Raw genomic sequence first — 24312 nt, 5'->3', positions numbered from 1 at the left:
ACCACGTCTGACAACCGAATCTTTTCGTTATTCGGGCATTATCCCGGTGTGATCAATTTGATCGGGACTGGTGACCATGAGCAAACGGCACTTCGAAGCACGACCTTTTTCTCCGGCGAATGACGTCTCGCCGGGCTTTGCGGGTCTGGAAAGTGGGCGCGGACGCGCGGCAACGCTCGAGACGATGCGCGCGAAAATTGACCCGCCGACCAACCGGATCGATCGGGCAACGCTCAGCCGCGCGCTTCAGCTGATCGACCTCGCCATAATGGGCAGTCTGGCAGTCGCCGCCTTCCTTTCCTATTCGGCCAATTTCTGGCCCATCCTCGTCTTTCTCGGCGTGACCCTCTGTGCGTTCCGCGTATCTCACCTCTACATCATCCGCGCGCGCAAGCCGGCCTGGCGGCATATGGCAACGGGCATTATCGGTCTTGGCCTCGCGGGCATCGCGACAATTACGCTGGTGCAATTGTCCGATCCGGCGCTCACGCTTGCCGCCACGCAGCAGGCCAGCGTTTCCGCTGCGGCCTTGCTGGTGATCCACACAGTCTATGCCTTCTTCATGGAATACTGGGCGCGGAATGGCCGATTGGCCGCAAATGTAGTTATCGTGGGGGCAACGGCAAATGCCCGCCGCCTGATCGATTCCAATGACCGAAACAAAGCAGTCAACATTCTCGGCATCTTTGATGATCGGCAGGCGCGCAGCCCGTCCATCCTCGCCGGGGCGCCCTATCTGGGTACGCTGGCAGACCTGACCAGCTGGCCGCACTTGCAGGAAGTCGACCGCATCATCGTGACAGTGACGCCGCATGCCGTCGACCGGGTTCAGAACCTGATCACCAAATTGTCCGGATTGCCGCAACCGGTCTGTCTCTTGCTGGATTTCGAGCACTTCAATCCGAAGAAACAATCGCTGGAAGACATTGCCAACGCCCCGGCCGCACGCCTGTCTGGCAGCCCTGCCACGCCGGGCTGGATCATTGCCAAGCGGCTGGAAGATCTGGTGATCGGTTCCCTGATGTTTGTGGCGGCGCTGCCCGTCATGGCCGTCCTGGCGGTTCTGATCAAACTGGATTCCCCGGGCCCTGTCCTGTTCCGTCAGAAACGCGAAGGCTTTAACGGCCGCCTGATTGAAGTCTTGAAATTCCGCTCCATGCGCGACGAGCCTGCGCCCAAAGATGGCGCTGTCCGCCAGGTAGAGCGCGACGATCCACGTGTCACACGACTGGGCCGTTTCATTCGCTCGACCAGTCTCGACGAGTTGCCGCAGCTCTGGAACGTCCTCAAAGGCGAGATGTCACTGGTCGGCCCGCGGCCACATGCGCCGGGCATGAAAACCGGCGCGGCGCTGACCTCCAGCCTCGTGGGAGAATATGCGCACCGTCATCGGGTAAAACCGGGCCTGACAGGCTGGGCGCAAGTCAACGGATCCCGCGGCCCCCTTCACTCTCCTGAAGCCGCACGCGAACGCATCCGTTATGACGTTGAATATATCAGCAAGGCCAGCCTCTGGTTTGATCTCTGGATCATGCTGAAAACCGGCCCCGCTCTGCTCGGCGACAAGATCAATATCCGCTAGGGACGAAGCCTGTTCCGCGTCCAGCAACGGCGCAGCTCCCGCAGCAGCGGAGCATCGGCTGTACGACGAGTGGCGTCCGGATCGTGACCGAAAAACGGATTCCAGCCATTCTCGACCTGCTCGTAATTTCCCCAGCCTGACGGCCAGCTGAACCACGCTGAATTGGCGCCCTGCTCTTCCATGGACTGTAGTCTCAATCGAGCGAATTGCGGCGCACTGTGAGCCCAACGGCGAACGCCCCATTCTCCGACCATCCAGCGACCGGCCGCAGGCGGAGCGATGCGAGCCGATTCCGTTGAAAAAGAGGCAGCGCTATGCGGCCCCGAATGGGTGTAGGCAAAGGGCGAGTAATCGTGAATGGCCAGTACGGTATGGCCCAGCCCTGAAAGGTTCAATTCGGCCTCAAAGGCAGCATTAGCATACCCGTCCGGACTGATCAGCAGCGGCGTTTCGATATCCACCTCCCGAATGGCCAGTGCCATTTGCCGCGCCATTTGCGGCCAGGGAGAACGGCCCACAATGTGGCTGCCATTGGGCTCGACCATCAACAGATAACCGGCGACCGCAGGATTGGCGCGAAACTGCCGGGCTGTCTGTTGCCACATATCCGACCAGGCAATCTGAGCCTCGCCATCCTGCCACAACCGCTCGTCAATCATCGAAGCGGGAAACCAGCTATCGCCATCATCACGATGGAAGGTGAATTCTGATCGCCCCGGTCCGGATCGAAATCCGATGACGGAAAACAGGCCGTGACGGGCGCATCGCTCAACCAGCCGCGCCAGATGCTCGGCGATCTGTTCATCGATCCGGTAGGGCGCGGTTTCGGTAAATATGCCGGGATGGGACAGAAGAGCGAAATTGCCGCCATTCCCTGCCAGACTGGCCAGTGCGGCGTCCGTAACGGGCGTCCCGACGGGTCCCGGTCCCAAAAAAGTATCTCCGTCAATATCCGGATAAACCCGCCGCTGCGGCAACACCGCGCCCCGAAGGTGCGGCCCGGTCGCATTATCCCAGAGATCTATTTTCCGGCGGGTGGCGGACCTTTGTCCGCCCATCAATAACGAGGCACCACCCGCCAGTAGGACAGAGCGGCGGTCAGGCCGGATTACCATGCGTAAAAGGAGGCCAGCTTGTCGGCCTTTCGCAAGGCCCGCCGGGGCAAGCCGCCCACATTGCCAAGCGGCGCCTTTTCAAAGGCATCGGCCAGCGACCGGGCCGCGCCGCGTAAGGTAGCCGGCGCAGACGCGGTCAGAATGCAGCCCTGCGCCAAAGGCACTTGCGAGCTGCTCAGATTGCGCTTGAAGTCATAGTCGCCGGGACCGAGCTCCACAGTGTCACGCCCTTCCGAAGCCGCAACGCGCACTTTTTCGAGCAGCAGCAGCAATCCAGGGCTCAGCTTGTTGAAAGCCGGATCATAGGCCGGAAACCAGTAATGGCTGCGCGATTCACTCCCCATGCCGACATGAACAGCTGCGATCTGACCACCCATATTGAGCGTCGAACAAATACCCCGAAATCTGTCGGTTCGCTTTTTAAGCAGGGCCTTCAAAAGCTTGCCGGTCCACTCGACGGAAAAAACATCAAAGACACCGGTCCGGCGGTATTGCTGACTTTTCCAGTCCACCATTGTGGCAAAGGCTTCCGGACGGTCATCGTCCATCCGGAATTCGAAGCCGCCTTCGGCCTCTTCCAGCTTGCGGCGGCGCGACCGGATATTGCGAAAAGCCTTGGGCTCCAATTCCGCGCGTGATTGCTCAAAGGCATCGAAGCCTTTCGACATATCAATGATCCAGGAGCCATCCTGCACCGCGGAGTGTTCCTTCCAGCAGGATTGGAGACCAAGCGCGCTGTGGAATTCGAAGAGCGGTACACCGCCCGCCTTCAGCCAGGATTTCAGGTCAACCTCACGGCCGGGCTCGCTGATCACACCGTGCACGTCCGACAAAGGCCCCGCCAGCGGCCGAGCATAGCCCACCTTGCCCATTTGCAGGGGCAGGAAGCCGACAATTTGTCCATTTTCCCGAACAACCAGAACCCGCGTATCCGACCGCGCTTCTTCACAGCATTCGGCAAACTCCAGGCGAAAATACGGACTGGCCAGCGCGGGGTCAGCATCCGTAAACGCCACCCATGCCTCACGCTCAACGGTCAGCAGATCGCTGGGTTTCTTGAGTTCCGCTTCAATTGAATTGGCCATGGGCACCCCGGTTTCTGGCCTGACAATAGCCGAACAGGGTTTCGTTTTGGTTTCCGGCGGCCCAGTGTCGGCATTTTGAAGGGAAACAGGCATCCGCCCCGGACACTTTCCATGGTGTCATCGTTCAGCTTCGCAATTTTGCTGCTTTTCTGTGGATGTTCACGCGATTTTAGGTGCTTGTGTGCAGGATGCTCGGCTCAACAAGGGAGCTGCGCGCAAGAATGCTCGGCAAGCACATTCTCGGATACCTGCCCGTGCAGATTGCCCGCGCCGTTGTCGGCTTCGGCGGCGTCGCCGTTCTGACGCGCCTGATGCCCGCCGAAATGTATGGTCAATATGCGCTGGCGCTCGCCGCCATGCACATTACGGCCATGGCCTTTCATACCTGGCTGGATGCTGCCGTTGCGCGGTTTCACGCGCGGGCCGATGAACGCGGCCAGCTCGCCTCCCATCTGGCGACCATCTATACCAGTTTTGCACTGGTCGGCGCAGGCGTTCTGATCCTTGGCGGTGTAGCGCTCTGGCTGGCCCCGTTCAGCATGGCCTTGAAGTCAGCGCTGGGGTTCGGCCTCGCTGCCCTCACCTTGCGCTCCCTTTTGGCCATCGGCATTGAATCGCGCCGCGCGGCTGGCGAGGTTGCGTCCTATTCGATCTTTGAAACCGCCAATATTCTGGGCGGATTTGCGCTCGGTATTGCCATTCTGATGGCGACGCCCCTGGGCGCTGCTGGCCCGATCGCCGGCATGGCGCTGGCCAGCCTGATCACGCTGTTCTTCGAATTTCCGACCCAGGCGCGCAAATCTGCCCGTGGCAAGCTGCGCAAGCGCCGGGCCATGGTCTATTTCGCCTATGGCCTGCCGGTCTCGATTTCACTGGTGTTCGAACATCTTCTCTCCGCAGGAGATCGTTTCCTGATCGCCGGGTTGATGGATGAAGCCGCTGTCGGGATTTATGCGGCAGGCTATGGTCTCGCGGATCGGACCATCGACATTCTCTTTATCTGGCTGGGAACCGCCGCAACCCCGCTCATGATCCAGGCGCTTGAAAAAGAGGGCCCCGAAGCCGCGCGGGCCGTGGCGGGACAATCCGCGCGCGTCATGGGCCTGATCGGCTTTCCGGCAGCCGCCGGACTGGCGCTCGTGGCGGCTCCCCTTTCAACAGTCATGGTCGGTGAAGAATATCGCGCCGGGGCGACACTGATACTGCCGTGGATCGCATTGGCCGGCCTGATGAAAGGGCTGATGACCTATTATTTCCACGAAAGCTTCATTCTGAAGCGCAAGACACGCTGGATGGCAGCGATCATGGGCGTCGCCGCAGTCGCGAATATCGGGCTCAATCTTGTCCTGATCCCGATCTTCGGCATTGCCGGCGCGGCGGCCGCGACACTGGTATCTTATGCTCTCAGCCTTGTGGCCTGTGCAGCGATCGGACGATCTCTCTTCCCCCTTCCCCTGCCCTGGCTGGACTGGGGACGTTCGGCCCTCGCAACGGCGCTCATGGCGGCCGTTGTTTACTGGCTCCCGGTCTCGGGACCTGCCCTCCTTGTTCTGCTGGCAAAGGCCGTCTGTGGTGGCGGGGTTTTCGTGGCGGCCGCGCTGGCCCTGAACATTGCCGATTGCCGCAGCTGGCTGGGAATTGCCCAGGGCTGGCTGCGCCCCGTGGAGGCCTCCTCATGAGCGAATATGCGGACTATTCCAATCGCGCGGCCACTTTGGCTTCCGGCATCCGGATGTCAGTTCTAATACCCTTCTATCGCGATGACCCGACCCCTCTGGCCCGCACGCTGGCAGACGAGATATCCGCGCATGAACTGCCCATCGAAATCGTCTTCTTCGACGATGGAGAACCGGACCCGGAGCTGAATTCGCGGGTCGCGCAAACCATCGACACATTGGCCGCGCCGGCCCGTCTATTGACCGCCCGCCGCAATGTCGGACGCGCGGCAGGGCGCAACCGGCTGGCGTCCGCCGCCATCGGCGAGTGGCTGCTTTTTCTCGACGCGGACATGACCGTATCCAACAGCTTCCTGCAAACCTGGCTTGAACAGATAGACGGCTTCGAGTTTGACGCCGCTTTTGGCGGATACACCGCCGATCCGGTCCAGGAGAAGGCGCATCACCTTCATGCCGCGCTGGCCCGAAGCAGCGACGAAAACTCTGCGCAATGCCGCAATGAAATCGGCGCGACAGCGTTTTGCACCAGCAATTTGCTGGCGCGCGCGGACCTGATGCGGAAGATCGGATTTGATGAGCACTTCACTGGCTGGGGCTGGGAAGATGTCGATTGGGCTGTGCGCGCCGATCAGGTGGGCGAGCTCGTGCATATCGACAATCCGGCCGGCCATTCGGGTTGGCAATCGCCGGACGTTCTGCTCGACAAATTCCGTGATGCTGCCCGCAATTATGCGCGGCTCCTGCAAAAGCATCCCGAACTCGCCACGCTGCCCGGAGCGAGAGCCGCACGCATCCTGAAATCCATTCCGGGTCAGGCCCTGCTGCGTGGTGTCTGGGCCCTGATGACACAATCACCCATCGCGCCCATGAAAGCGCGGACAACAGCCCTGAAACTCTGGCGCGCCAGCTGGGCCGCCGATGCGATCTGACCATGACTGAAAACGCCTACATCCCCTCATCCGGCCTGACCGGAAAACTCAAGCGCATGCAGGCCCGCCTGTTCGAACGGGATCCGATTCACATCGCGCCGGAACAGCTTGTCGTCTCGATCACCTTTGATGATTTTCCAAAATCCGCTGTCGAGAGCGGCGCGGCCGAGCTGGAAAAGCGCGGCTGGCGCGGCACCTGGTATGCAGCCGCCGGCTTTGCCGGAACCGGCACGCATCACGGCCCCATGTTTGATCAAAGCGATATTCAGCGGCTGGAAGAGGCCGGGCATGAAATCGCCTGCCACACGCTCAATCATATCGATCTTGGACAGGCCTCGGCAGAGGGGACATTGGCCCAGATCAACGCCAATCGGGACGCACTGAAAGCCCTCGGACAAAAGTCCGGACTTCCGGCCTTCGCCTATCCCTATGGGGAGGCCTCCCCGGTCAGCAAGCGCATCCTCGCGCAGCATTTCGAGACGCTTCGCGGAGTGCGGCCGGGAATCAATCGCACCGGCGATGACCGCAACCTTTTAAAAGCGGTGGGCATTGATGGCGGCGAAAGCGGGCTTGCTACAGCGAAAGCCTTTGTCGATGAAGGCACAACCCGCCCCGGATGGCTGATTTTCTATGCGCACGACATCCAGGACCAGCCGACCGAATGGGGCTGTACGCCGGGTCAGTTCCGGGATCTGCTCGATCATGTTCAGAAAAGCGGTGCGAATGTCCTGCCCGTCACCGAGGCCTATCGCGCCCTGACATCATCATAGCGCCGCGGCAAGGCCAGCCGCGCGGCCGTTGCCACGAACAACACCCAGGTAATCGCATTTCGCTGTAGGAGATTGCTCTCCGAAATACTGATCAGAGCGACCAGAATCAGAAAGATCAGCGCCCAGAAAACTTCCGGCCCGCGAAACAGACGCCCCGCCGCTCGGCCAATCGAGATGAAAAGCGACAGGGCCATCAGAACAACGCCCGGAAGACCTATGCTGAGCGCAATTTCCAGCCAGCCATTATGGGCGGTCGGCACCGGCCATTGCGTGCGCTGCCGTACCCAGTAGGCCGGCCCGTAAACGCCGTCCCAGAACGCGCCATAGCCATATCCCGTCCAGGGCCGCGCCTGCACCTGATCCGCCAGCACCAGCCAGATGTCTGTCCGTCCCGTCAGCGTGGCATCCCGGCCGAGCGCCTCCAGAATGGCGACCGGTGCGATTGAAAACACCAGGACGACGATAAAGACCACGAGCCCTCCGCCGATCAGGATCAGCGATGAAAAGCCGAACCCCCGGCGGATCAGGTGAATGGCGGCAATACCGGCAAGCGCCAGCATCAGGGCCAGCAAGGCTGTCTTGGACGTCGACATCAGCACCAGTCCGGCCTGAAACGCCGCCAGCCCCCACCAGATCAGCTTGTGGCGCGGCTGGCAGACCGATGCCGCCAGCGCGGCGGTCGTGCCGAACGCCATCATGGCACCGAGCGTGTTTTTCTCCCACCAGATGCCTTTCCAAGCCCCGACATGGATGTCGTGGTGAACGGCAATACCGGGAAAGGCGAGCGACATGATTGTGCTCATCACGCCCAGGATCACGAAGACGACGGCAAACAGGGTGATCATTTCCCGCCAGTTGAAACGCGAAGCCAGAAGCAGGCCGAACAGCGTCGTCATGACGAGCGCAAAGCCGCGGCGCTGAGTCAGGCCGGCATCGACTGACCACATGAAGGACGCGAAACAGAGAATCGACAAAACGAGAATCAGCGGCGTTCGCCACATCACCTCCAGGGTTCGTGCCGGCGTAATGACCATCCATCCGATCGTCAGGGCATAGACCGGCAGCCACATCACACGCAGAATCGCCGCGCCTTCCGGATCGGGAGAATCCGCCAACAATGGGCCGAGCAGGCCCTGTGAAACCAGAAACAAAATCAGCCCAGCCAGAAAAAATTCCAGCGGCCGCAACACATTCATCCGCGGAGCGGAACGCAAATTCTGGATATGGTAGCTGACGTCGGTCAAGCGGCGCGTCGCGACACATCCCGCGACCGGTTGCAGACAATGCCGGCCACGACGCCGCCGCGCCTTTCAATGGCATCCCGGCGCGCGGCGATGGAGCGCTCATTCCAGCTACCTTCGTCGGCGACCAGAATCACCCCATCGGCATCTGCCGCAACCGGCAGCGTCGCCCGGCTGGCCGCAGGTGCATCGATCACCGCAAGATCGATACTGCCCCGCACCGCTTTCCAGTATTCGCGAGCACTCCCGAATTCGAGACGCTCAACGCCCGAGCGGGCGCGCTGGAATTCCGTGACATAGAGATGATCGGCACAGGCTTTGGCGACAAGACGCGCCCGGGCCCCGTGAGGTTCGGCGCGCCAGAAAGCATTGCGTCCAAAGGATGCGTCAAAGACCTGTGCGTCCGGACCTGCCAGAGCGCGCGCGTGCGAGTTGCGGGCAAAGTCAAGATCGAAGAGCCATACGCCGCGCCGCGACCGCTCGGCGGCGGCGCGGGCAAATTCCCGTGCTATTGTTGACGTACCGGCGCGTTTACTCGCGCCGAGGAACATCAGCACGCGGCCCTTCCCGCCGGGCCGGGCAATCGGCTCCAGCTGGTCGACCAGCGCCTGCATTTCAAATGAGAGATCAACCATCGAATCGCCGCGAATCATTTCCGAGCACACAGCATTGATTGCATCGGTTAACGGCGCGCCAACGCACTGCCTCTATCCGGCATTCGTGCCAGCACCGGAACCCCCGCTACGCGGGACGGCATCGGGCCGAAACCTTCTGTGGTGTCAGCAGTTCTGACCGGACGCGCAACCCGCTGCCGCTGGCCCGTCGGCCCCACATGCTGCGTCCAGTAGCCCCGGATCAGTCCGATGAGGACCGCTGTACCGGCGGCAAAAATGAAGGCTGCGGCAACACCCAGCTTTTTCAGGGAAGAGCCTTCCGGTGCCGCGAAAGCGCGTTCGACTATGCGCACCGCATCCGCACTGCCGGGTGACAGGGATTGGCGCGCCTCGGCTTCGGCTTCCTGCGTCGCGAGTGCCGTTGCAGCCGTTCCGGTCGCCTCGACATTCTGCGCAAGCCGCCGGTATTCCGGCTCCACACTGCGCAGTCGTGAAATGTCATCCTGTACGGATTGGAGCTGTCCCGAAATAGTGCGGGCGCGCATCGCTTCTGCCGCGGCCACGGACTCCAGGCGCAATTGCTCCTGCACCAGTCCCTGGCGAACCTCATTTACCCCTGTACGGGTCTGACCCAGCCCTGCGACACCGCCATTCGCAAGAAACTCTTCCAACTCTGCAATTTCGCGATCAATCGCAACGACCGGCGGCGCCGTCTCCTGATAACGGGCCAGCAGGCTTTCGCGCTCCAAGCGCTTCTCGATCAACAGATTTTCCGCGCTGCTCTCGACATACAATTCGATATTGGCCGGCATGTCGGCCACCCGCGCTGCAATGGCTGCAGCCGCCGCAGCGGCGGCCTGTCGTTCCGACTGGGCGGTCGCCAGTGTGGTTTGCAACGCCGCATTCTGGGTCCGCAGTGCGGCCACATCAGAATCGTAGTCGGTGATATCATTGGCCGTCAGGAAGGCATCCAGTTCGGCCAGCGCCGTCGCATAGGCTTCATTGGCCTGCAGACGGCGTTCAGTCACGCCCGCTGCACCATCGCCGGTGAGTACGACCTCCCGATATTCCAGATAGGCATCGACAATTGCATTGAGAATCGTTTCAGCGCGTTCGGGGCTATCGCTTTCGATGACCGGAATCAAAACCGAGGCACTCGGGGCGCGAACCACGGAAAAGCTCTGCCGCATGGTCCGCAGGGCCAGCGCTTCCGAGCCGCCTTCCGCCAGAACCGCTGACGGGCCGATATTCTCCAGCGCAATGCGGCGCACTGTCTCCGAATTCATGATTTCGGATTCCGACTGCATCACCTGTTCGATGATGAATCCATCACCGGAACCCGCCGCGCCGGGCGTCAGGTCCTCATCATCAAGAAGCACCAGCAACCGCGCGCGGGCTTCGTAGGTTTTGTTCAGCATCAAATAGGCTGCCGCGCCGCCGGCGATGAACAAGACCAGGAAAACCGCAATGATGACGCCGCGCTGCGACCAGACCATTTCGATCAGGTCATACAGGTCCAGCTCCCGCCTTTCGTCCTCGGGACGAGCGGTTTCATGCGGCGGTCTGGAACCGGTTCCGGATGGCGTACGACTCATGAAACCGAGAAAAACGCTGCCCGGTTTAATTTTTCATTATCCGAACCGCGAAAGGTTGTTGTTCAGGTAAGAATTCATCAAGCGAGTCTCCGCCCATGCGCATCTCCGTTCTGATACTGGCCTTATGTCTGGCAGGGTGTGGCACCGCCCGAACGGTCACAAATGCTGTGACATCGCCCTTCAGCAGCGACCGCGAACCGGATTACTGGAGCTATGCAGGCGCGCGGCCGGAAGGCTCTGTTGCCCCGACGAGCTGGAATAATATCGAGTTTGTAGAATGGCGGTCGGCAGACCCGGCTTTCCGCCTGTATCCAGGGGATGCCATCGATGTCACGGTGCACACGGCCAGTGAGCTGAACCGGACGGTCACCGTCGGGCCGGATGGGCGGGTCAATCTGCCTCTGGCCGGGCGCGTCATGGTCGCGGGCAGAACCGATTCGGAAGCCGCCAGCTCAATCGCCGACGCCTATACGTCCATGCTGCGTGATCCGATTGTCGAGGTCACCGCCACCAGCTTTGCGCCGCAGAATATCATTGTCGGCGGACAGGTCGCCTCGCCTGGCATGTATGAAATGCCATCGCGTATCGGCACGCTTGAAGCCATCATGCTGGCGGGCGGATTCCGCGATTCGGCGGCCCGCGGCGATGTCGTCGTGCTCAGACGGTCGCCCGGCGGCGACGGTCTGATGATGCGCACCGTAAATCTGCACCGGGCCCTTCGGGGTGACGGCCAGGCCGACCCCTTCCCGCTGCAACGATACGACATTGTGTTCGTGCCGCGCTCGACCGTCGCCGAAGTCACACTGTTCGTCGAACAATATGTCTACGGCATCCTGCCGCTCGATCAGGCGTTTTCATTCGCCATCGCGGACGCGATCAACAATTAGAGCCGTCAGCCTAGTGGCGCGTGGCCAACCAGTTGCGGGCCGCACGCTGAGCTGCCGAGATCTGCATCGTATCCATCTGGTCAGAGATTTCCTGACGATAGTATTTCGCAGCATCACAGCCCATCAGGGTCGCGAGGTTGAACCATTTGTGGGCTTCCACATAATCCACCGTGCCACCCTGGCCGGTTGAATAGAGAAGTCCGAGTTTGCAGAGATCTTCGCCCGTCGGATCCGTGTTGACCACGTCGTGCGCTTGTGCCGTTTCCACATCAGTGAAAGCCATTTTGGCCCCCGTTATCTGGCTCTCATGCCCGGCTTGTTACCGGATTAGCTATGAGAGCATTCCACCCAATGCCCTGAGCCTTCTGGCCTCGGACAATCAGGAGATTCACCTCAGGGGTTTGCTATAAGGTTAAGAAAAATCAGGGTTAATCGATTTATTTGGTTTATTTCCGTTAGGGATTCTTGAGATCGGTTAAGCGGTCTGAATCAGGTCTGAATCGCATTCCGCACTCCTTACCGGATCACCCGCTTTCGTTAGGAGAGATCGCCAAAACCTTTCTATCCGCAGATTTTTCCGATGCGGCAATCCGTTCCATCGTCAGCCCGACCTTGCGCTGCTTTGCTCACACGCTATGACAACGCGAACGTTTTCGGGTGCCTCATGACCGACCAGACAATTCCCCCGGTTTCGCTCACGCTCGACGAGACCCATCCGGATGTTTTTGCCGCCGAACTGGGCGAGGAATTCCGCCGTTTCGGATTTGCCGTCATTTCCGATCACGGCCTGGATCAGTCCCTCATCGATGAGGCGCTGGACAAGGCCAAGGCCTTCTTCGCCCTGCCAGCCGAGATCAAGAAGAAGTATTATAAAGACGGCGGTGGCGGTCAGCGCGGCTATACACCTTTCGGGCGCGAGGCCGCCAAAGGCGTGGCACAGATCGATCTGAAGGAATTCTGGCATGTCGGCCGCGACCTTCCATCCGGACATCCCTATCGCGACCTTATGCCGGACAATATCACGCCGGAGGAAGTCGAGGGCTGGCAGGCCGTGACGCGGCTCTATGATGCGCTGGACCAGCTGGGCATTCGCCTGCTGAGAGCCGTCGCCCGCGATCTTGGCCTGGACGAGGGCTTTTTTGACGGCACCGTCGAGAACGGAAACTCCATTTTGCGGCTATTGCATTATCCCGCTCAGGAAAGCGCCCTGCCTGAAGGCTCCATCCGCGCCGCCGCCCATGAGGATATCAATGTCATCACGCTGTTGCTGGGTGCGGAAGAGGCCGGCCTTCAGGTGATCGACCGGCGCACCGGCGACTGGATTGACATCAACCCGCCTGCCGGCTGCCTTGTCATCAATGTCGGCGATATGCTGCAACGTTTGACCAATAATGTTTTACCGTCGACCACACACCGCGTTGTGAACCCGGCACCGGAGCGCCAGAAGTTTGCGCGCTATTCCATGCCCTTCTTCCTGCACTTCCGGCCGGACTATGAAATCCGCTCGCTAGAAAACTGCGTCAGCGACGAAAACCCGGATCACTATCCGCAACCGATCACCGCTCAGGACTATCTTCTGGAGCGTCTGAAGGAAATTCGCCTGATATGAGCATCCCACCGGACCAGTGGCTTCCCCGATTTGGAAGCGAGTTTCAGATCTGCCTGCAGCAGATGGATATCGCGACCAATCGCGGCCTGCTCGTCTGGCTGGATGAAAATGCGTACCGGAATGCGAGTTTTCTGGATCAGAGGGCGCTGGCGCACAATCCGCCGGGCCAATGGTTCGGGCTCGACGATATCTGGCGCGCAGCGAATGGCACGGGCGCGCCCCATTATATCTTTCACATCGGCCATTGCGGATCGACGCTGATATCCCGCCTGCTGGACAGTCTTGGCGCATTCGGTCTTCGTGAACCCCTGCCGCTGCGGACAATGGCTGAAGCCGCGCCAATGCTGGATGAGGCGTGGTCGCTCTTCAGCCCGACATCATTTGAAGACGGGCTGGCGCGATTGAATGCGCTTTGGGGACGCAAGCCGGCCTCCGGCGCGCTCCCGATCGTCAAGGCCACCAGCTCGTGCTCAGGCCTGTCAGCGCCGCTATTGGCCCTGTCGCCGCAATCGCGCGCCCTGACGCTTGGCCTCGATCTCGAGCGATATCTCGCAACGGTTCTGGCTGGACAATATGCGCCGTTCGAATTCCGGGCGGCCGCCGCCTTGCGGCTACAGCGCCTGGCCCGGCTGGGCATTGAAGAAGTGCCAAATGCGCATGAAATGGACACGCCGGACTTTGCGGCGCTGGCCTGGATCACCGAAACGCTGGCCGCACGCCAACTGGCACAAGTGCAGGGCGATCGTGTGCTTCACGTCGATTTTGACGCCTTCCTGCAGGCGCCCGGCGAACAGCTCGGCGCGATTGCCCGGCATTTTGGCCTCGCCGCGACCGATCAAGAGATTCAGTCAGCGATCAGCAGCCCGGTCATGACCCGCTACTCGAAAGCGCCCGAGCATGGATACAGCACGGACCTCCGCGATCAGGTCGTCGCCCGGTCCATGGCCGAGAATTCGGCCGCTATCCGGCAAGGCATGGCGTGGGCCAACTACCTCATCGCGCGCAGCACTCTTTTGTCCGAGGTCCTCGGGACGCGTTAGCGCCGGACCCGCACTAGAGCGTGGTCGACCAGATCAAAAGGCCAAGGCTGATGGACGAGCCGGCACCAACGAGCGTCAGGGCCAGGCCGTTGTCTTTCCAGCTTTGCCCCTTGCGGAGGCGGCGCGCGGACTCTTTGGTTTTCTTAATCATGGGGAGGCTCCTTTTTGGATTTTATGATGGGGAAATGGTGTTTTCCTCATCCCGTTCAAGGAGCGAAATCAAGTTAATGAACCCCATTTTTCAAAGGGTTATTCCGTCAGCTGATGGCCGCAAAAACCAGATACCCCGCACCGAGAATAACCACGGCCGCAAGGAGTGAGATCACCAGCGTATGCTCCTGCCAGCGCTTCCGTTCGCCCTGCCGGGCTTCGGTTTTTTCGATTTTCTGATCCATCATCAAAACTCCTTTCACGCTTTGACGTGGCGCTATCGACGCAGACTTCAACCCCCTGCAGCCGGAAAACCGGCTCCAGGATTAATAAATTTCTCCGTATATATAATGCGTTAGGTTTAAACTGCGCGCTTGGGCAAGACTTTCGGATTCCGCAGAATGGCCGCCGAAATCAGCGACACCAGCAGCCCGACCGGCAGGATTTCCGTGAAAGTAAGCGGGATCCGGAACCACCAGTTGGAATACAGCGCCGCCATGGCCTGGCTTTCCTCGACGAAAGCCGCCAGCTCCGCCTCGCTGGCACCATTGGCCTCACGCATTGCAATCTGCGCCTCCAGATAATCGCTCATCCAGGCATCGCCATTGGAAGCGAAGATGACCTCCCAAGCCGCAACATAGATGATGCCGGCCACGATCGAGACCTGCACACCCAGCCAGAAGGCCGGCAGGAACTTGATGACCCCGCCCTTTTCCTCGTCGCGATAGCGCTTGATCGCCACAAAGACCATGGACAGCCCGACCAGCATGGTCAGATAGCCGATCAGTTGCGAGCCGGCGCTGCCCTGTTGCGCCAGAAGCGTAAAGCCGATCAGCATCGCTGCGCCGATAAAGACGCCGCCAATACCGCCGAATATCAATCCATATCTCAACATATTGCATCCCCTTCCGGATCGTTATTGATATCCGGTTTCAGCCACGAAACCATGCCGCGCGCATCACCCGAACGGGTGGATTCGACCTGTTGTACTGTTTTATGGGGCCATTACGGCACGAGCGAGAGAAAACGCGCCTTCTCGATGGCGGACACCCGTCCGGTCACCTCCAGTTTCGAGAACAGGCTGGCGATATGGCTTTTCACCGTATTGGGAGACAGGCCCAGTTTTTGCGCAATGTCCTTGTTCGAGCCGCCACTGCAGAGCGCCTGCAAGACTTCAAGCTCCCGCCGTGTAATGCCCAGAGATGTCTGGGCCGCGACATTGACCTCGAAGCCCTCGACGGGCTTCCGGCGTGTGAGGACAATCCCGATCCATGCGCCTAGCGCGGCAAAGGCGACGGCAATGATCATGAACATGATTTCCAGCCCGAACCGGCGGGCGAGAAACTGGTACTGCACCCATTCCAGAGCAAAGACGCCGACGGCCAGCAGGCCCGCATAGATCAATATGGTTCGCCACATCACGCCATATTGGCAATCACGCAAGCCAATGGGAAGAGGCGATCAGAGCCCGAGTTTTGCTTTCAGAATCTCGTTCACAGCTTTCGGATTGGCCTTGCCCTGCATCGCCTTCATCACCTGCCCGACAAACCAGCCCAGCGCCCGCGGGTTTTTCTCGATGGACGCCACCTGATCGGGATTGTCTGCGATCAGCTGATCCACAACGGCTTCGATGGCGCCGGTATCGGTGACCTGTTTGAGGCCGCGATCCTCGACGATTTGCTTGGGCTCGCCACCTTCCGACCAGACAATCTCGAAAACGTCCTTGCCGATCTTGCCGGAAATGACGTCGGTCGAGATCAGTTCGACGAGCTGACCCAGTTGGTCGGCAGAGACGGGGCTTTCGGTGATGCCCATCCCTTCCTTGTTCAACCGGCCGAAAAGCTCGTTATTCACCCAGTTGGCCGCAATCTTCGCATCGCGCCTTTCGGCGACGGCTTCGAAGTAATCTGCGCGATCCTTGTCGGCCGCCAGAACCGAGGCGTCATACTCCGACAGGCCCAATTCGTTGACAAAGCGCTTGCGCTTGTCAGCCGGCAATTCCGGCAATTCGGCCTTGATCTCGTCAATCCGCGCCTGCGGAATTTCCAGCGGCAACAGGTCCGGGCACGGGAAATAGCGATAATCATGCGCTTCTTCCTTGGAGCGCATGGACCGCGTCACGCCCTTATTGGCGTCAAACAGGCGCGTTTGCTGTTGCACCGTGCCGCCCTCTTCCACCAGATCGATCTGGCGGCGGGCTTCATATTCGATGGCTTGCTGGATGAAGCGCATCGAATTGACATTCTTGATTTCACAGCGCGTGCCAAGATGTTTGAAATCACCGTCTTCGCGGAATTTCTCATACTGGCCGGGACGGCAGATCGAGACGTTGACGTCCGCCCGCATCTGACCCTTCTCCATGTCGCCGCCACACGTGCCGAGATAGCGGACAATCGTCCGCAGCGTTTTCACATAGGCTGCTGCTTCTTCCGGCGTCCGGATATGCGGGCGTGAGACGATCTCCATCAGAGCCACGCCGGACCGGTTCAGGTCAACATAGGTCGCATTCGGATCAAGATCGTGGATGGATTTTCCGGCGTCCTGCTCAAGGTGCAGGCGCTCAATGCCGACGGTGAAGAGCGAACCGTCATCGCGCTCGCATTCAATCTCGCCCTCACCGACAATCGGGAATTGAAACTGGCTGATCTGATAGCCCTGCGGCAGATCCGGATAGAAGTAATTCTTCCGGTCAAAACGCGAATATTTATTGATCTGCGCGTTCAGTCCGAGCCCCGTCCGCACGGCCTGTTCAACGCAATAGGCGTTGATCACCGGCAACATGCCCGGCACGGCCGCATCAATCAGGCTGACCTGCGTATTGGGCTCTGCGCCGTAATCCGTGGCCGATCCCGAAAACAGCTTCGAATTCGACGCGACCTGGGCATGCACTTCCAGCCCGACAACGATTTCCCAATCGCCCGTGGCGCCTTGCAGAACGTAAGTGTGATCAGTCATTCCTGTTCCCCGGTATGGGTCGTGTTATTGTCGTCATTAGCCGCCACGACAATGCGCCAGGCAGCCCGTGTCATCATTCCGAAAATCACCAGACCGATGCCAAAGCAAAGACTGATAATCCCGATCATCAAGCCATTCGGCAATGTCACGGCATCCGTTATCAGGAGCGCCCCGAACAGGGTTGCCGCCGCGCCGATCAGCAAGGCCGGGCCGGTAAAACGAAGGATGGGGTGTGGCTCAACCATCACTTACACGTCTTGCTGCGCGCCGCCGAGCACGGCTGGCATGCTTGTCGTTGATCCGCGAAGCCACAGTCTCGTCCTCACCACTCGTTCCGTAATTGCTACGAATTGCCCAAATCCCATAGATAAGACCGAACCCAACGCCAATTCCGCCAGCAAGTAACGGAACAAAGAACAGCATCACAATTAATGCCGCTCCAATTATTCCGACAAGGAGACGAGCCCAGGCTGGCATCGCTACCACCATTTCCCCGGCTTGTGATTAAAGGCCGCGGCATCTTCCAGAGCCGCGCCGACCGAAAACATCGTCTCTTCATCCAGCGCCGGCGTAATCACCTGCAGCCCCAGCGGCAGGCCGGACGCATCGAGCCCCGCCGGAACCGACAGGGCCGGAACACCGGCGATATTGGCCGTCACCGTGAAAATGTCATTGAGATACATGGAAATCGGATCACCCGATTTTGATCCCAGTTCGAACGCGCCGGACGGGGTCGACGGTGTCAGCAGCGCATCGCAGCTTTCAAAGACCTTGTCGAAGTCTTCCAGAATGCGGCGGCGGACTTTCAGGGCCTTGAGATAGTAAGCGTCATAATAGCCCGCTGACAGCACATAAGTGCCCATCAGGATACGGCGCTGGACTTCATGCCCGAACCCTTCGCCGCGCGTTTTCTCGTAAGTCTCGGTCAGGTCCTGCCCTTCCACCCGCAAGCCATAGCGCATGCCGTCATAGCGGGCGAGGTTGGACGAGGCTTCCGCCGGATTGATAATGTAATAGGTCGGCAGCGCATATTTCGTGTGCGGCAGGGAGACATCGACGATGTCGCAACCGGCCGCCTTCAGCCAGTCCACGCCCTGCTGCCACAGCGTCTCGATCTCTGCCGGCATACCGTCCATGCGGTATTCCTTCGGCACACCGATGCGCTTGCCTTTGACCGACGCGGACGCGGCGGCGATGAAGTCTGGGACATCCAGCGGCAGAGAGGTCGATTCCTTCGGGTCATGCCCGGACATGACCTGCATCAGAATGGCCGCATCCTTGACAGTTTTCGCAAAGGGGCCCGGATGGTCCAGCGATGAGGCAAAGGCCACCGCGCCCCAGCGCGAAGCCCGACCATAGGTCGCTTTTACCCCCACCGTGCCCGTAAAAGCAGCCGGTTGGCGGATGGAGCCACCGGTATCCGTACCGGTTGCGCCAAAGCAGAGGTCGGCAGCTACCGCCGCGGCGGAACCACCGGAGGAGCCGCCCGGCGTCAGTTTCGCGTCAGACCCCTTGGCGCGCCATGGATTGATGACATTGCCATAATAGGAGGTCTCGTTCGACGACCCCATGGCAAACTCGTCCATATTCGTCTTGCCGAGAAAGACACCGCCCGCTTCCCACAGCTTGGTCGTGACCGTGGATTCATAAGGCGGCTTGAACCCGTCCAGAATGTGCGAGCAGGCCGTCGTCGACACGCCTTCCACCGCGAACAGGTCCTTAACCGCTATAGGCGCACCTTCGATCAATCCGCCCTCGCCCTTTGCCAGGCGCTCATCAGAGGCTTTGGCCATGGCCAGCGTCTTGTCGCGGTCAAATGCCGTGAAGGCATTCAGCGCGCCTTGCGAGGCTTCAGCCGCATCCAGCGAAGCAGTCGCGACGTCGGTTGCAGACAATTCGCGGGCTTTCAGTTTTGCGGTGATATCCGCAAGCGAAAGGGTGAGGAAATCTGTCATTTTTTGATCTCGTTTGGATCGGCTCGGAGTACTACGTGCGACTCAGAATAGGTGCGTTGTATAGGCGGCCTTCGGTCAGTTTTGATCGCTGCTTCCAAAGCGCGGTAAGCCTTTTCAGGGAAAGGCAAATCCCATTTAATTTCGTAGAGCTCGTCGGGCTGTTTTGCATAAGGCGCAACTGCCCGATAGACCGCTCTTGGGAAAGAATCCACCATTAGCGTTGCGTCAAATCGCAATTCGCGTGGTTCGCTTGCAGTCTCGAACCCAGGGCTTGAACGAAGTTCGTCCACAGTTAGCCGCAGATATCGAGTGCTTGTCGGGTGGTGATATTCTGGCTTCAACGTCATTTGAAACTGCCCGGGTTCCAATTCGAACTGAACGATTTGTGGCCGCCACGCGCCGCTCTCAATATTTATCGCTGCACAGATCAGGTCATGGACGCTGTCCCAACAATACGAGCCATCAAGCTCGAAACGGCGGCCTCCTGACTTGAGATCAAGGAACACATCTCCGAAGCCCTCGAAGCGGATATCAATCTCGAGCTCTTCCAATGTGGGGAGTGGCGCCGCTTTGGTCATAACCCTGCGGCCTCTTCAACTCGGAGTGTGTATTCGAAATAAATGTTCTGGTCGCTTTCCGGCGGATATTCGCCAAAGGCGGGGCAACGCACATATCCGGCAGATTCATACAGCGCGATAGCGGCATGCTGCAGCGATCCGGTTTCAAGCCGCACACGGTCATAGCCCTTGGCGCGAGCGCACGCGTGCGCGGTCTCCAGCAATTGCCGGGCAATGCCCTGCCCGCGCGCTGACGGCGTCACGAACATGCGCTTGATCTCGGCATAATCCGGATAGCGGCGCAGCGCGATCGTGCCGACCTTTTCCCCGGAACCGGTTTCGGCCATGAAGAAATCAATGTCATCACTGACAAGTTCTTCCGGCAGCAGCGGGAAATTATTCTCCGCATCATAATGGCCCGACAAGCCGGAATCGAGCGCAGCGATAAGCGCGCGCGCTTCGGTGCTGAGCGGATCAGCCGGCTTGACGGTAATGGCCACTATTCCACGCTCTTGGGGACGACGAAGAAACCTTCTTCGGAGCTCGGCGCGTTCGCCAATACCTTGTCGCGAATACCGCCGTCAGAGACGACGTCCTCGCGCTGGGGCAGCGGAAACTTGACCGGTGTCGTCATTGGCTCGACGCCCTCGACATCAACCTCGTTGAGTTGCTCGATCCAGTCGAGAATCCCGTTCAGCTCGCCGGTCAGGGTCGCAAGACGGTCGCTGGGTTCGGCAATGCGGGCCAGCCGCGCAATGCGGCGGACATCGTCTTCTGTGACGGACATGAAAATCGCCCTCTTTCGTGGAGTTCATCCAGACAGGTTTCTGACTAGCAACGCCTATGCTGCAGCGCAAGAAAGCTTGACTGAAAACCGCCACAAGCGCACCCAAGAAAAATGACTGACACGCCCGAATTGCCGTCAACCGGCCCCCTGCTCGCCCTTGACCCGGGCGAGAAGACCATCGGCGTGGCCGTCTGCAATGGCGACCGCACGGTCATAACACCGGTCGAAACCATTCGCCGGACAAAATTTACTGCCGATGCCACGCGCGTCTTCGAGCTTTATGACGAATTCTCCTGTGTCGGTCTGGTCATCGGCCTGCCGATCAATATGGATGGCTCCATCGGTCCGCGTGCCCAGTCCGCGCGCGCGCTCGGCAACAATTTCAAACGTCTTCGTGATTTGCCGATCCGCTTTCAGGATGAACGATTATCCTCCGACAAGGCCGAGGACCGCTTGCGCGCAGCCGGCAAACGCCGCGAGGAGATAGACAGAGTGATCGACGCCCACGCCGCTGCCGTGATTCTCGAGGACGCCATCGAGGCGCTGTCCGCATGACCGCAATTCTGGGCGCCCTTTTGCCGATCTTCGCTGTGATCGGCGTAGGCTGGGGTCTGCGCCGGTCCAATCTGATGCCCGCGGAAATGTGGCCAGCTGTTTCGCGTCTCGCCTATGTCGGTCTCTCACCCGCCCTGCTCTTCTCGGTGATTTCCCGCGCCGACTTCCAGAATATCACCGTCGCACCGGCCGTTCTGGCGGCGGCGCTCGGCTTCCTGTCCATGGGCGCGCTCGTGATCGCCCTGAAGCCGCTGATCAGGACCGATGGCCCGGCCTTTACCAGCGTCTTCCAGGGATCGGTGCGCTGGAACGGTCTGGTGATTCTGGCGCTGGCCACCCTGTCCTATGGCCTCGATGGCGAAGTTCTCGTCTCGCTCATCATGGTCGCCACCATCCCCATCGTGAACGTCATGGCCGTTTCAGTGCTGACGATCTGGGGGGCGCATGACAAGACGCCCGACATCAAGGCCGTCCTCTGGCGGATTGTTTCCAACCCGCTGATCCTCGGCTGCATCGCGGGCGGCATCGTCAATCTGCTGGGCCTGTTTCAGTCAGGCCCGATCGCCGATGTGCTCGCACTCATGGGGCGGGCCGCTCTGCCGCTCATTCTGCTGGCGGTCGGCGCAGCGCTGGACTTCACCGCGCTCAATGGCCGCCGCGGCCTTCTCGCGCTGACCGCCTTCAACAAGCTGATCATCGCCCCACTGGTCTTTGGCGGGATTGCGTGGGCATTGGGCGTGCGCGGGGAGGCATTGGCGATTGTTGTGCTCGTCGGGGCCTCGCCGGGTGCCGCTTCGGCCTATGTGCTGGCCCAGCAGCTGGGCGGAGATCGCCGCCTCTCCGCCGGAGATGTCACCGCGACAACGCTCTTATCCTTCGTGACGCTACCGATTGCCGTCTGGATTGCCACGCAGATCGGTTAGGAACGACGAACATACTCCATTCTCACCGACGGTTCCCAGGCTTGATCATCTACTGATCCGTCAATGACACTTGAACCATCCAGAGACCACCATTCCAGGACAAAACTATTTTCGTCGATATCCCTGATTCTGATCAACGCCTTCTGAGGCCCGCCATCTCGTCCCATAAGGATGTTGGTACCCGTACGAAGATTACTCACCGATCCGCCATCTTCAGTGAAATCGCCTTCATAAATATCGGCGAGTCCCCAAAGATTATCAATGACGACAACGCGATGGGTCTGTTGGACCAAATCGTACGAAAAGTGCGTGTCATACGACCAGAACTCAAAACCTTCCACGCCGACGGATGATGGGCCAAGTGGAAATCCCTGATTTTGCTCAAAAAGCGCAACGCCACCCATTCGCGACGAGATAACCGCATGAGATTCGGCCCATTCTTGCCACGCCCAACCAGCATCAACCGTATCGTCGCGCGCCGGATAGTAGAGCTGAATGTCCCACTCGCCTACCAGATGCTCCAGTGGAGCCATCTCCTCTTGAGGGCCAGCATCAAACCCTGGCGTATAATCTGTTTGGGCAAAACTTACGCCACCAGGCACCAGCAAACCACACACCACCACGCCCGCACGCATGAAATCCATTAATTTACTCATATCTGCCCACTTGTTTAATTTACGTTTCGCTATTTATCCATATTTTGATATTTTATATTTTCAATTCACATAATAGTGATATATATTGCCTTATAATAGAATTGGTGATTAGCGGCTCATACAAGATAGTAAAATTGATTGACGGTAGCCCTATAAGCAAACCCGCTCGCCCTCTTCCGCAATGCGAAAACCACGTTCCCGGACTTCTTGGGCCTGCTCGCTTTCGGGATAACGGATCGGGTTGGTGTGATTGTAGTGGATAAAGCGAACGCGCTGGCGAATTTCCGCCGGATAATCCTGAAACATATCCATCGTTTCGCTGACGCGAGGGTGCGGGATGGCGCTCATATCCCGGCCAGGCAGTTCGTTGTCATCAAAAAAGGTCGCATCGACATAGACGATGTCATTTTCCATGACGATGTCTTCAATGGGCGTGCCCCACTCCGCCCATTCCTCCCAGCTGTCGATATCGGGAATGAAGACCACGGATAATTCAGGCCCCTGAATTCGATAACCTACTGTGGCCGCAAACTCCCTTCGATGGGGCACCAGGAATGCTTCAATTCTGAGGCCTTCTGAACTGAACCCGGTATACCAGCCGCCCCAAGGACTCGGATTACCATTTTCATCCGGCACAATCTGATGACTGAGAAGTTCGGTCAGCTGAATATTCCCGTAGTCCACCAATTGGCTCCACGGACCTGATTCAGTCAGGAAGGCCTCCATCATCGGCGGCACTGAGACCGGCACATTTTCCGCGCTCATCGACTCGAATCCCAGGAACATCAGGCCGGTATAATGACCAATGTGGGCGTGCGTTATGAAGATTCTGTCCGGCGCGCCTTCAGTCCCCGCGATCTCATTCAGATCATGCAATTGTTCGCGAAAGTCCGGCGTTGCCTCGAACATGTAGCGCGTGCCCGCTTCGTGATCGACGATACCCAGCGACACCACGCGCCGCCGCAGGCTTTCATCCTCCCAGGCCGGGTCGTCTTGAACATTGACCTGCGGAATGCCGCCATCCTGCGCCACGCCCAGCACGATCAGTTCAACCGGGCATTGAGCAGGCGAAGCGGCCTGTATCGCTGCAGCCAGTATTGTCAGCATCAATCCACTCCCACCGTCTGGCTGCGATATTCCATCAGCGCCACATCGCGCCACTGTCCGGCCATCGGGCCAAACGTCATCTTGCCCAGCGCCTTGCGCGTTCCGACCATGCGATAGCCGCACGCCTCGTGCAAACGAATGGAGGCCGTGTTCTCGACAAATATACCCGCATTCAGCGTCCAGATGCCTGTCGCCTCGGCTGCTTCTATGAACGCCAACAGCAAGGCCTTGCCGACACCCTGACCGCGTGCCGAAGCGCTGACATAGACCGTGCCTTCGGCAACCCCGCCATAGACGCAACGGTCCGATACGCTTGACGCCGCTGCCCAGCCCACAATGCTGCCGTCGATTTCCGACACGAGCCGGGGCGACTTGAGCCGCTTGGCATCAAATCCGGCCCAATCGGGTGGTTCTGTTTCAAACGTCGCATGTCCGGTCGCGATTCCTTCGCGGTAAATCGTCAGAACCGAGTCCGCATCGCCCGCCCGCATCTCCTGAATATTCATGACCTTCTCCACACCCGC

28 protein-coding genes are annotated in these 24312 nt (G+C 59.4%); 9 read left to right on the top strand and 19 right to left on the bottom strand.

Annotated elements, in window-relative coordinates; genetic code table 11:
• Positions 1-76 precede the first annotated feature (76 nt).
• Entirely contained in the window at positions 77-1582 is a 1506-nt protein-coding gene (locus P0D52_RS05745; RefSeq protein ID WP_394694469.1) for an exopolysaccharide biosynthesis polyprenyl glycosylphosphotransferase, read from the top strand.
• Here the strand turns inward: P0D52_RS05745 and P0D52_RS05740 are convergent.
• The gene (locus P0D52_RS05740; RefSeq protein WP_394694468.1) at positions 1579-2697 is read right to left on the bottom strand and encodes a glycoside hydrolase family 5 protein; all 1119 of its coding nucleotides are present in this window, start codon (positions 2695-2697) and stop codon (positions 1579-1581) included. The two genes, P0D52_RS05745 and P0D52_RS05740, sit on opposite strands and share 4 nt — an antisense overlap.
• Complete coding sequence (locus P0D52_RS05735) at positions 2691-3782, bottom strand: GNAT family N-acetyltransferase (protein WP_394694467.1); 1092 nt, start codon at positions 3780-3782, stop codon at positions 2691-2693. The genes P0D52_RS05740 and P0D52_RS05735 overlap by 7 nt, the downstream gene beginning before the upstream one ends.
• A 221-nt stretch (positions 3783-4003) precedes the next feature.
• Here P0D52_RS05735 and P0D52_RS05730 point away from each other — a divergent pair, with 221 nt between their 5' ends.
• Genes P0D52_RS05730 through P0D52_RS05720 form a run of 3 tightly spaced genes read left to right on the top strand, consistent with a single transcriptional unit; the run spans position 4004 to position 7157 of the window.
• Complete coding sequence (locus P0D52_RS05730; protein WP_394694466.1) at positions 4004-5461, top strand: polysaccharide biosynthesis C-terminal domain-containing protein; 1458 nt, start codon at positions 4004-4006, stop codon at positions 5459-5461.
• Positions 5458-6387 carry a glycosyltransferase family 2 protein gene (locus P0D52_RS05725; protein ID WP_394694465.1) on the top strand — a complete coding sequence of 310 codons (930 nt, stop codon included), beginning with the start codon at positions 5458-5460 and terminating at the stop codon, positions 6385-6387. Before P0D52_RS05730 ends, P0D52_RS05725 begins: the two co-directional genes overlap by 4 nt.
• Before the next feature lie 2 nt (positions 6388-6389).
• Complete coding sequence (locus P0D52_RS05720) at positions 6390-7157, top strand: polysaccharide deacetylase family protein (RefSeq protein ID WP_394694464.1); 768 nt, start codon at positions 6390-6392, stop codon at positions 7155-7157.
• Here the strand turns inward: P0D52_RS05720 and P0D52_RS05715 are convergent.
• The 3 genes from P0D52_RS05715 to P0D52_RS05705 are packed head-to-tail and all read right to left on the bottom strand — an operon-like array spanning position 7133 to position 10607.
• Entirely contained in the window at positions 7133-8401 is a 1269-nt protein-coding gene (locus P0D52_RS05715; RefSeq protein ID WP_394694463.1) for an O-antigen ligase family protein, read from the bottom strand. The genes P0D52_RS05720 and P0D52_RS05715 overlap by 25 nt on opposite strands.
• A complete protein-coding gene (locus P0D52_RS05710) occupies positions 8398-9033 on the bottom strand; it encodes a hypothetical protein (protein ID WP_394694462.1) in 636 nt (211 codons plus the stop codon). Before P0D52_RS05710 ends, P0D52_RS05715 begins: the two co-directional genes overlap by 4 nt.
• Before the next feature lie 47 nt (positions 9034-9080).
• A complete protein-coding gene (locus P0D52_RS05705; RefSeq protein ID WP_394694461.1) occupies positions 9081-10607 on the bottom strand; it encodes a GumC family protein in 1527 nt (508 codons plus the stop codon).
• Between the two features lie 95 nt (positions 10608-10702).
• Between P0D52_RS05705 and P0D52_RS05700 the strand changes: the two genes are divergently transcribed.
• Entirely contained in the window at positions 10703-11494 is a 792-nt protein-coding gene (locus P0D52_RS05700; RefSeq protein WP_394694460.1) for a polysaccharide biosynthesis/export family protein, read from the top strand.
• Positions 11495-11504: 10 nt separating this feature from the next.
• Here P0D52_RS05700 and P0D52_RS05695 read toward each other — a convergent pair whose 3' ends face one another.
• The gene (locus P0D52_RS05695; protein ID WP_187167529.1) at positions 11505-11777 is read right to left on the bottom strand and encodes an SEL1-like repeat protein; all 273 of its coding nucleotides are present in this window, start codon (positions 11775-11777) and stop codon (positions 11505-11507) included.
• Between the two features lie 381 nt (positions 11778-12158).
• Between P0D52_RS05695 and P0D52_RS05690 the strand changes: the two genes are divergently transcribed.
• On the top strand, positions 12159-13103 hold the full coding sequence (locus P0D52_RS05690) for an isopenicillin N synthase family dioxygenase (protein WP_394694459.1): 945 nt from the start codon (positions 12159-12161) through the stop codon (positions 13101-13103).
• Positions 13100-14143, top strand: coding sequence for a hypothetical protein (locus P0D52_RS05685; RefSeq protein ID WP_394694458.1), 1044 nt, complete (start codon positions 13100-13102; stop codon positions 14141-14143). The genes P0D52_RS05690 and P0D52_RS05685 overlap by 4 nt, the downstream gene beginning before the upstream one ends.
• A 13-nt stretch (positions 14144-14156) precedes the next feature.
• Here the strand turns inward: P0D52_RS05685 and P0D52_RS05680 are convergent, their stop codons facing one another.
• The 10 genes from P0D52_RS05680 to gatC form a co-directional block, all read right to left on the bottom strand.
• On the bottom strand, positions 14157-14294 hold the full coding sequence (locus tag P0D52_RS05680; protein ID WP_394694457.1) for a hypothetical protein: 138 nt from the start codon (positions 14292-14294) through the stop codon (positions 14157-14159).
• Positions 14295-14400: 106 nt separating this feature from the next.
• Positions 14401-14541, bottom strand: coding sequence for a hypothetical protein (locus P0D52_RS05675; protein WP_394694456.1), 141 nt, complete (start codon positions 14539-14541; stop codon positions 14401-14403).
• A 113-nt stretch (positions 14542-14654) separates the two neighbouring features.
• Entirely contained in the window at positions 14655-15188 is a 534-nt protein-coding gene (locus tag P0D52_RS05670; RefSeq protein WP_394694455.1) for a DUF4199 domain-containing protein, read from the bottom strand.
• 110 nt (positions 15189-15298) lie between these two features.
• A complete protein-coding gene (locus P0D52_RS05665; RefSeq protein WP_394694454.1) occupies positions 15299-15712 on the bottom strand; it encodes a response regulator transcription factor in 414 nt (137 codons plus the stop codon).
• Positions 15713-15754: 42 nt separating this feature from the next.
• Positions 15755-17248, bottom strand: a complete 1494-nt coding sequence (gatB, locus tag P0D52_RS05660) for an Asp-tRNA(Asn)/Glu-tRNA(Gln) amidotransferase subunit GatB (RefSeq protein ID WP_394694453.1) — start codon at positions 17246-17248, stop codon at positions 15755-15757.
• Positions 17245-17493 carry a hypothetical protein gene (locus tag P0D52_RS05655; RefSeq protein WP_394694452.1) on the bottom strand — a complete coding sequence of 83 codons (249 nt, stop codon included), beginning with the start codon at positions 17491-17493 and terminating at the stop codon, positions 17245-17247. Before P0D52_RS05655 ends, gatB begins: the two co-directional genes overlap by 4 nt.
• Before the next feature lie 234 nt (positions 17494-17727).
• Positions 17728-19203 carry an Asp-tRNA(Asn)/Glu-tRNA(Gln) amidotransferase subunit GatA gene (gene gatA / locus P0D52_RS05650; protein ID WP_394694451.1) on the bottom strand — a complete coding sequence of 492 codons (1476 nt, stop codon included), beginning with the start codon at positions 19201-19203 and terminating at the stop codon, positions 17728-17730.
• Positions 19200-19781: a hypothetical protein gene (locus tag P0D52_RS05645; protein WP_394694450.1), complete on the bottom strand. Its 582-nt coding sequence runs from the start codon at positions 19779-19781 to the stop codon at positions 19200-19202. The genes gatA and P0D52_RS05645 overlap by 4 nt, the downstream gene beginning before the upstream one ends.
• Complete coding sequence (locus tag P0D52_RS05640) at positions 19778-20260, bottom strand: GNAT family N-acetyltransferase (RefSeq protein WP_394694449.1); 483 nt, start codon at positions 20258-20260, stop codon at positions 19778-19780. The genes P0D52_RS05645 and P0D52_RS05640 overlap by 4 nt, the downstream gene beginning before the upstream one ends.
• On the bottom strand, positions 20260-20547 hold the full coding sequence (gatC, locus tag P0D52_RS05635) for an Asp-tRNA(Asn)/Glu-tRNA(Gln) amidotransferase subunit GatC (protein WP_394694448.1): 288 nt from the start codon (positions 20545-20547) through the stop codon (positions 20260-20262). Before gatC ends, P0D52_RS05640 begins: the two co-directional genes overlap by 1 nt.
• A gap of 111 nt (positions 20548-20658) precedes the next feature.
• Here gatC and ruvX point away from each other — a divergent pair, with 111 nt between their 5' ends.
• Complete coding sequence (gene ruvX / locus P0D52_RS05630; protein ID WP_394694447.1) at positions 20659-21102, top strand: Holliday junction resolvase RuvX; 444 nt, start codon at positions 20659-20661, stop codon at positions 21100-21102.
• On the top strand, positions 21099-22025 hold the full coding sequence (locus P0D52_RS05625) for an AEC family transporter (protein ID WP_394694446.1): 927 nt from the start codon (positions 21099-21101) through the stop codon (positions 22023-22025). The genes ruvX and P0D52_RS05625 overlap by 4 nt, the downstream gene beginning before the upstream one ends.
• On the opposite strand, the gene P0D52_RS05620 is transcribed toward P0D52_RS05625, so the two are convergent.
• From P0D52_RS05620 to P0D52_RS05610, 3 genes are all read right to left on the bottom strand, one after another.
• Positions 22022-22681 carry a hypothetical protein gene (locus P0D52_RS05620; protein WP_394694445.1) on the bottom strand — a complete coding sequence of 220 codons (660 nt, stop codon included), beginning with the start codon at positions 22679-22681 and terminating at the stop codon, positions 22022-22024. The two genes, P0D52_RS05625 and P0D52_RS05620, sit on opposite strands and share 4 nt — an antisense overlap.
• Positions 22682-22831: 150 nt before the next feature.
• Positions 22832-23722, bottom strand: coding sequence for an MBL fold metallo-hydrolase (locus P0D52_RS05615; RefSeq protein WP_394694444.1), 891 nt, complete (start codon positions 23720-23722; stop codon positions 22832-22834).
• Positions 23723-23787: 65 nt separating this feature from the next.
• Positions 23788-24294, bottom strand: coding sequence for a GNAT family N-acetyltransferase (locus tag P0D52_RS05610; protein WP_394694443.1), 507 nt, complete (start codon positions 24292-24294; stop codon positions 23788-23790).
• Positions 24295-24312 lie beyond the last annotated feature (18 nt).

This window comes from Hyphobacterium sp. (genome assembly GCF_043584775.1).
Classification (GTDB): Bacteria; Pseudomonadota; Alphaproteobacteria; order Caulobacterales; family Maricaulaceae; genus Hyphobacterium.
This window is presented reverse-complemented; position numbering and strand designations above follow the sequence as displayed.

Bases quoted from the DNA above. Each gene is read 5' to 3' on its own strand.
- gatC (WP_394694448.1), bottom strand. From the start codon at position 20,547: ATGTCCGTCACAGAAGACGATGTCCGCCGCATTGCGCGGCTGGCCCGC.
- P0D52_RS05655 (WP_394694452.1), bottom strand. From the start codon at position 17,493: ATGGTTGAGCCACACCCCATCCTTCGTTTTACCGGCCCGGCCTTGCTG.
- gatB (WP_394694453.1), bottom strand. From the start codon at position 17,248: ATGACTGATCACACTTACGTTCTGCAAGGCGCCACGGGCGATTGGGAA.
- P0D52_RS05725 (WP_394694465.1), top strand. From the start codon at position 5,458: ATGAGCGAATATGCGGACTATTCCAATCGCGCGGCCACTTTGGCTTCC.
- P0D52_RS05610 (WP_394694443.1), bottom strand. From the start codon at position 24,294: ATGAATATTCAGGAGATGCGGGCGGGCGATGCGGACTCGGTTCTGACG.
- P0D52_RS05625 (WP_394694446.1), top strand. From the start codon at position 21,099: ATGACCGCAATTCTGGGCGCCCTTTTGCCGATCTTCGCTGTGATCGGC.
- ruvX (WP_394694447.1), top strand. From the start codon at position 20,659: ATGACTGACACGCCCGAATTGCCGTCAACCGGCCCCCTGCTCGCCCTT.
- P0D52_RS05735 (WP_394694467.1), bottom strand. From the start codon at position 3,782: ATGGCCAATTCAATTGAAGCGGAACTCAAGAAACCCAGCGATCTGCTG.
- P0D52_RS05740 (WP_394694468.1), bottom strand. From the start codon at position 2,697: ATGGTAATCCGGCCTGACCGCCGCTCTGTCCTACTGGCGGGTGGTGCC.
- P0D52_RS05690 (WP_394694459.1), top strand. From the start codon at position 12,159: ATGACCGACCAGACAATTCCCCCGGTTTCGCTCACGCTCGACGAGACC.
- P0D52_RS05685 (WP_394694458.1), top strand. From the start codon at position 13,100: ATGAGCATCCCACCGGACCAGTGGCTTCCCCGATTTGGAAGCGAGTTT.
- gatA (WP_394694451.1), bottom strand. From the start codon at position 19,203: ATGACAGATTTCCTCACCCTTTCGCTTGCGGATATCACCGCAAAACTG.
- P0D52_RS05705 (WP_394694461.1), bottom strand. From the start codon at position 10,607: ATGAGTCGTACGCCATCCGGAACCGGTTCCAGACCGCCGCATGAAACC.
- P0D52_RS05665 (WP_394694454.1), bottom strand. From the start codon at position 15,712: ATGTGGCGAACCATATTGATCTATGCGGGCCTGCTGGCCGTCGGCGTC.
- P0D52_RS05620 (WP_394694445.1), bottom strand. From the start codon at position 22,681: ATGAGTAAATTAATGGATTTCATGCGTGCGGGCGTGGTGGTGTGTGGT.
- P0D52_RS05675 (WP_394694456.1), bottom strand. From the start codon at position 14,541: ATGATGGATCAGAAAATCGAAAAAACCGAAGCCCGGCAGGGCGAACGG.
- P0D52_RS05745 (WP_394694469.1), top strand. From the start codon at position 77: ATGAGCAAACGGCACTTCGAAGCACGACCTTTTTCTCCGGCGAATGAC.
- P0D52_RS05720 (WP_394694464.1), top strand. From the start codon at position 6,390: ATGACTGAAAACGCCTACATCCCCTCATCCGGCCTGACCGGAAAACTC.
- P0D52_RS05710 (WP_394694462.1), bottom strand. From the start codon at position 9,033: ATGGTTGATCTCTCATTTGAAATGCAGGCGCTGGTCGACCAGCTGGAG.
- P0D52_RS05670 (WP_394694455.1), bottom strand. From the start codon at position 15,188: ATGTTGAGATATGGATTGATATTCGGCGGTATTGGCGGCGTCTTTATC.
- P0D52_RS05730 (WP_394694466.1), top strand. From the start codon at position 4,004: ATGCTCGGCAAGCACATTCTCGGATACCTGCCCGTGCAGATTGCCCGC.
- P0D52_RS05695 (WP_187167529.1), bottom strand. From the start codon at position 11,777: ATGGCTTTCACTGATGTGGAAACGGCACAAGCGCACGACGTGGTCAAC.
- P0D52_RS05700 (WP_394694460.1), top strand. From the start codon at position 10,703: ATGCGCATCTCCGTTCTGATACTGGCCTTATGTCTGGCAGGGTGTGGC.
- P0D52_RS05680 (WP_394694457.1), bottom strand. From the start codon at position 14,294: ATGATTAAGAAAACCAAAGAGTCCGCGCGCCGCCTCCGCAAGGGGCAA.
- P0D52_RS05645 (WP_394694450.1), bottom strand. From the start codon at position 19,781: ATGACCAAAGCGGCGCCACTCCCCACATTGGAAGAGCTCGAGATTGAT.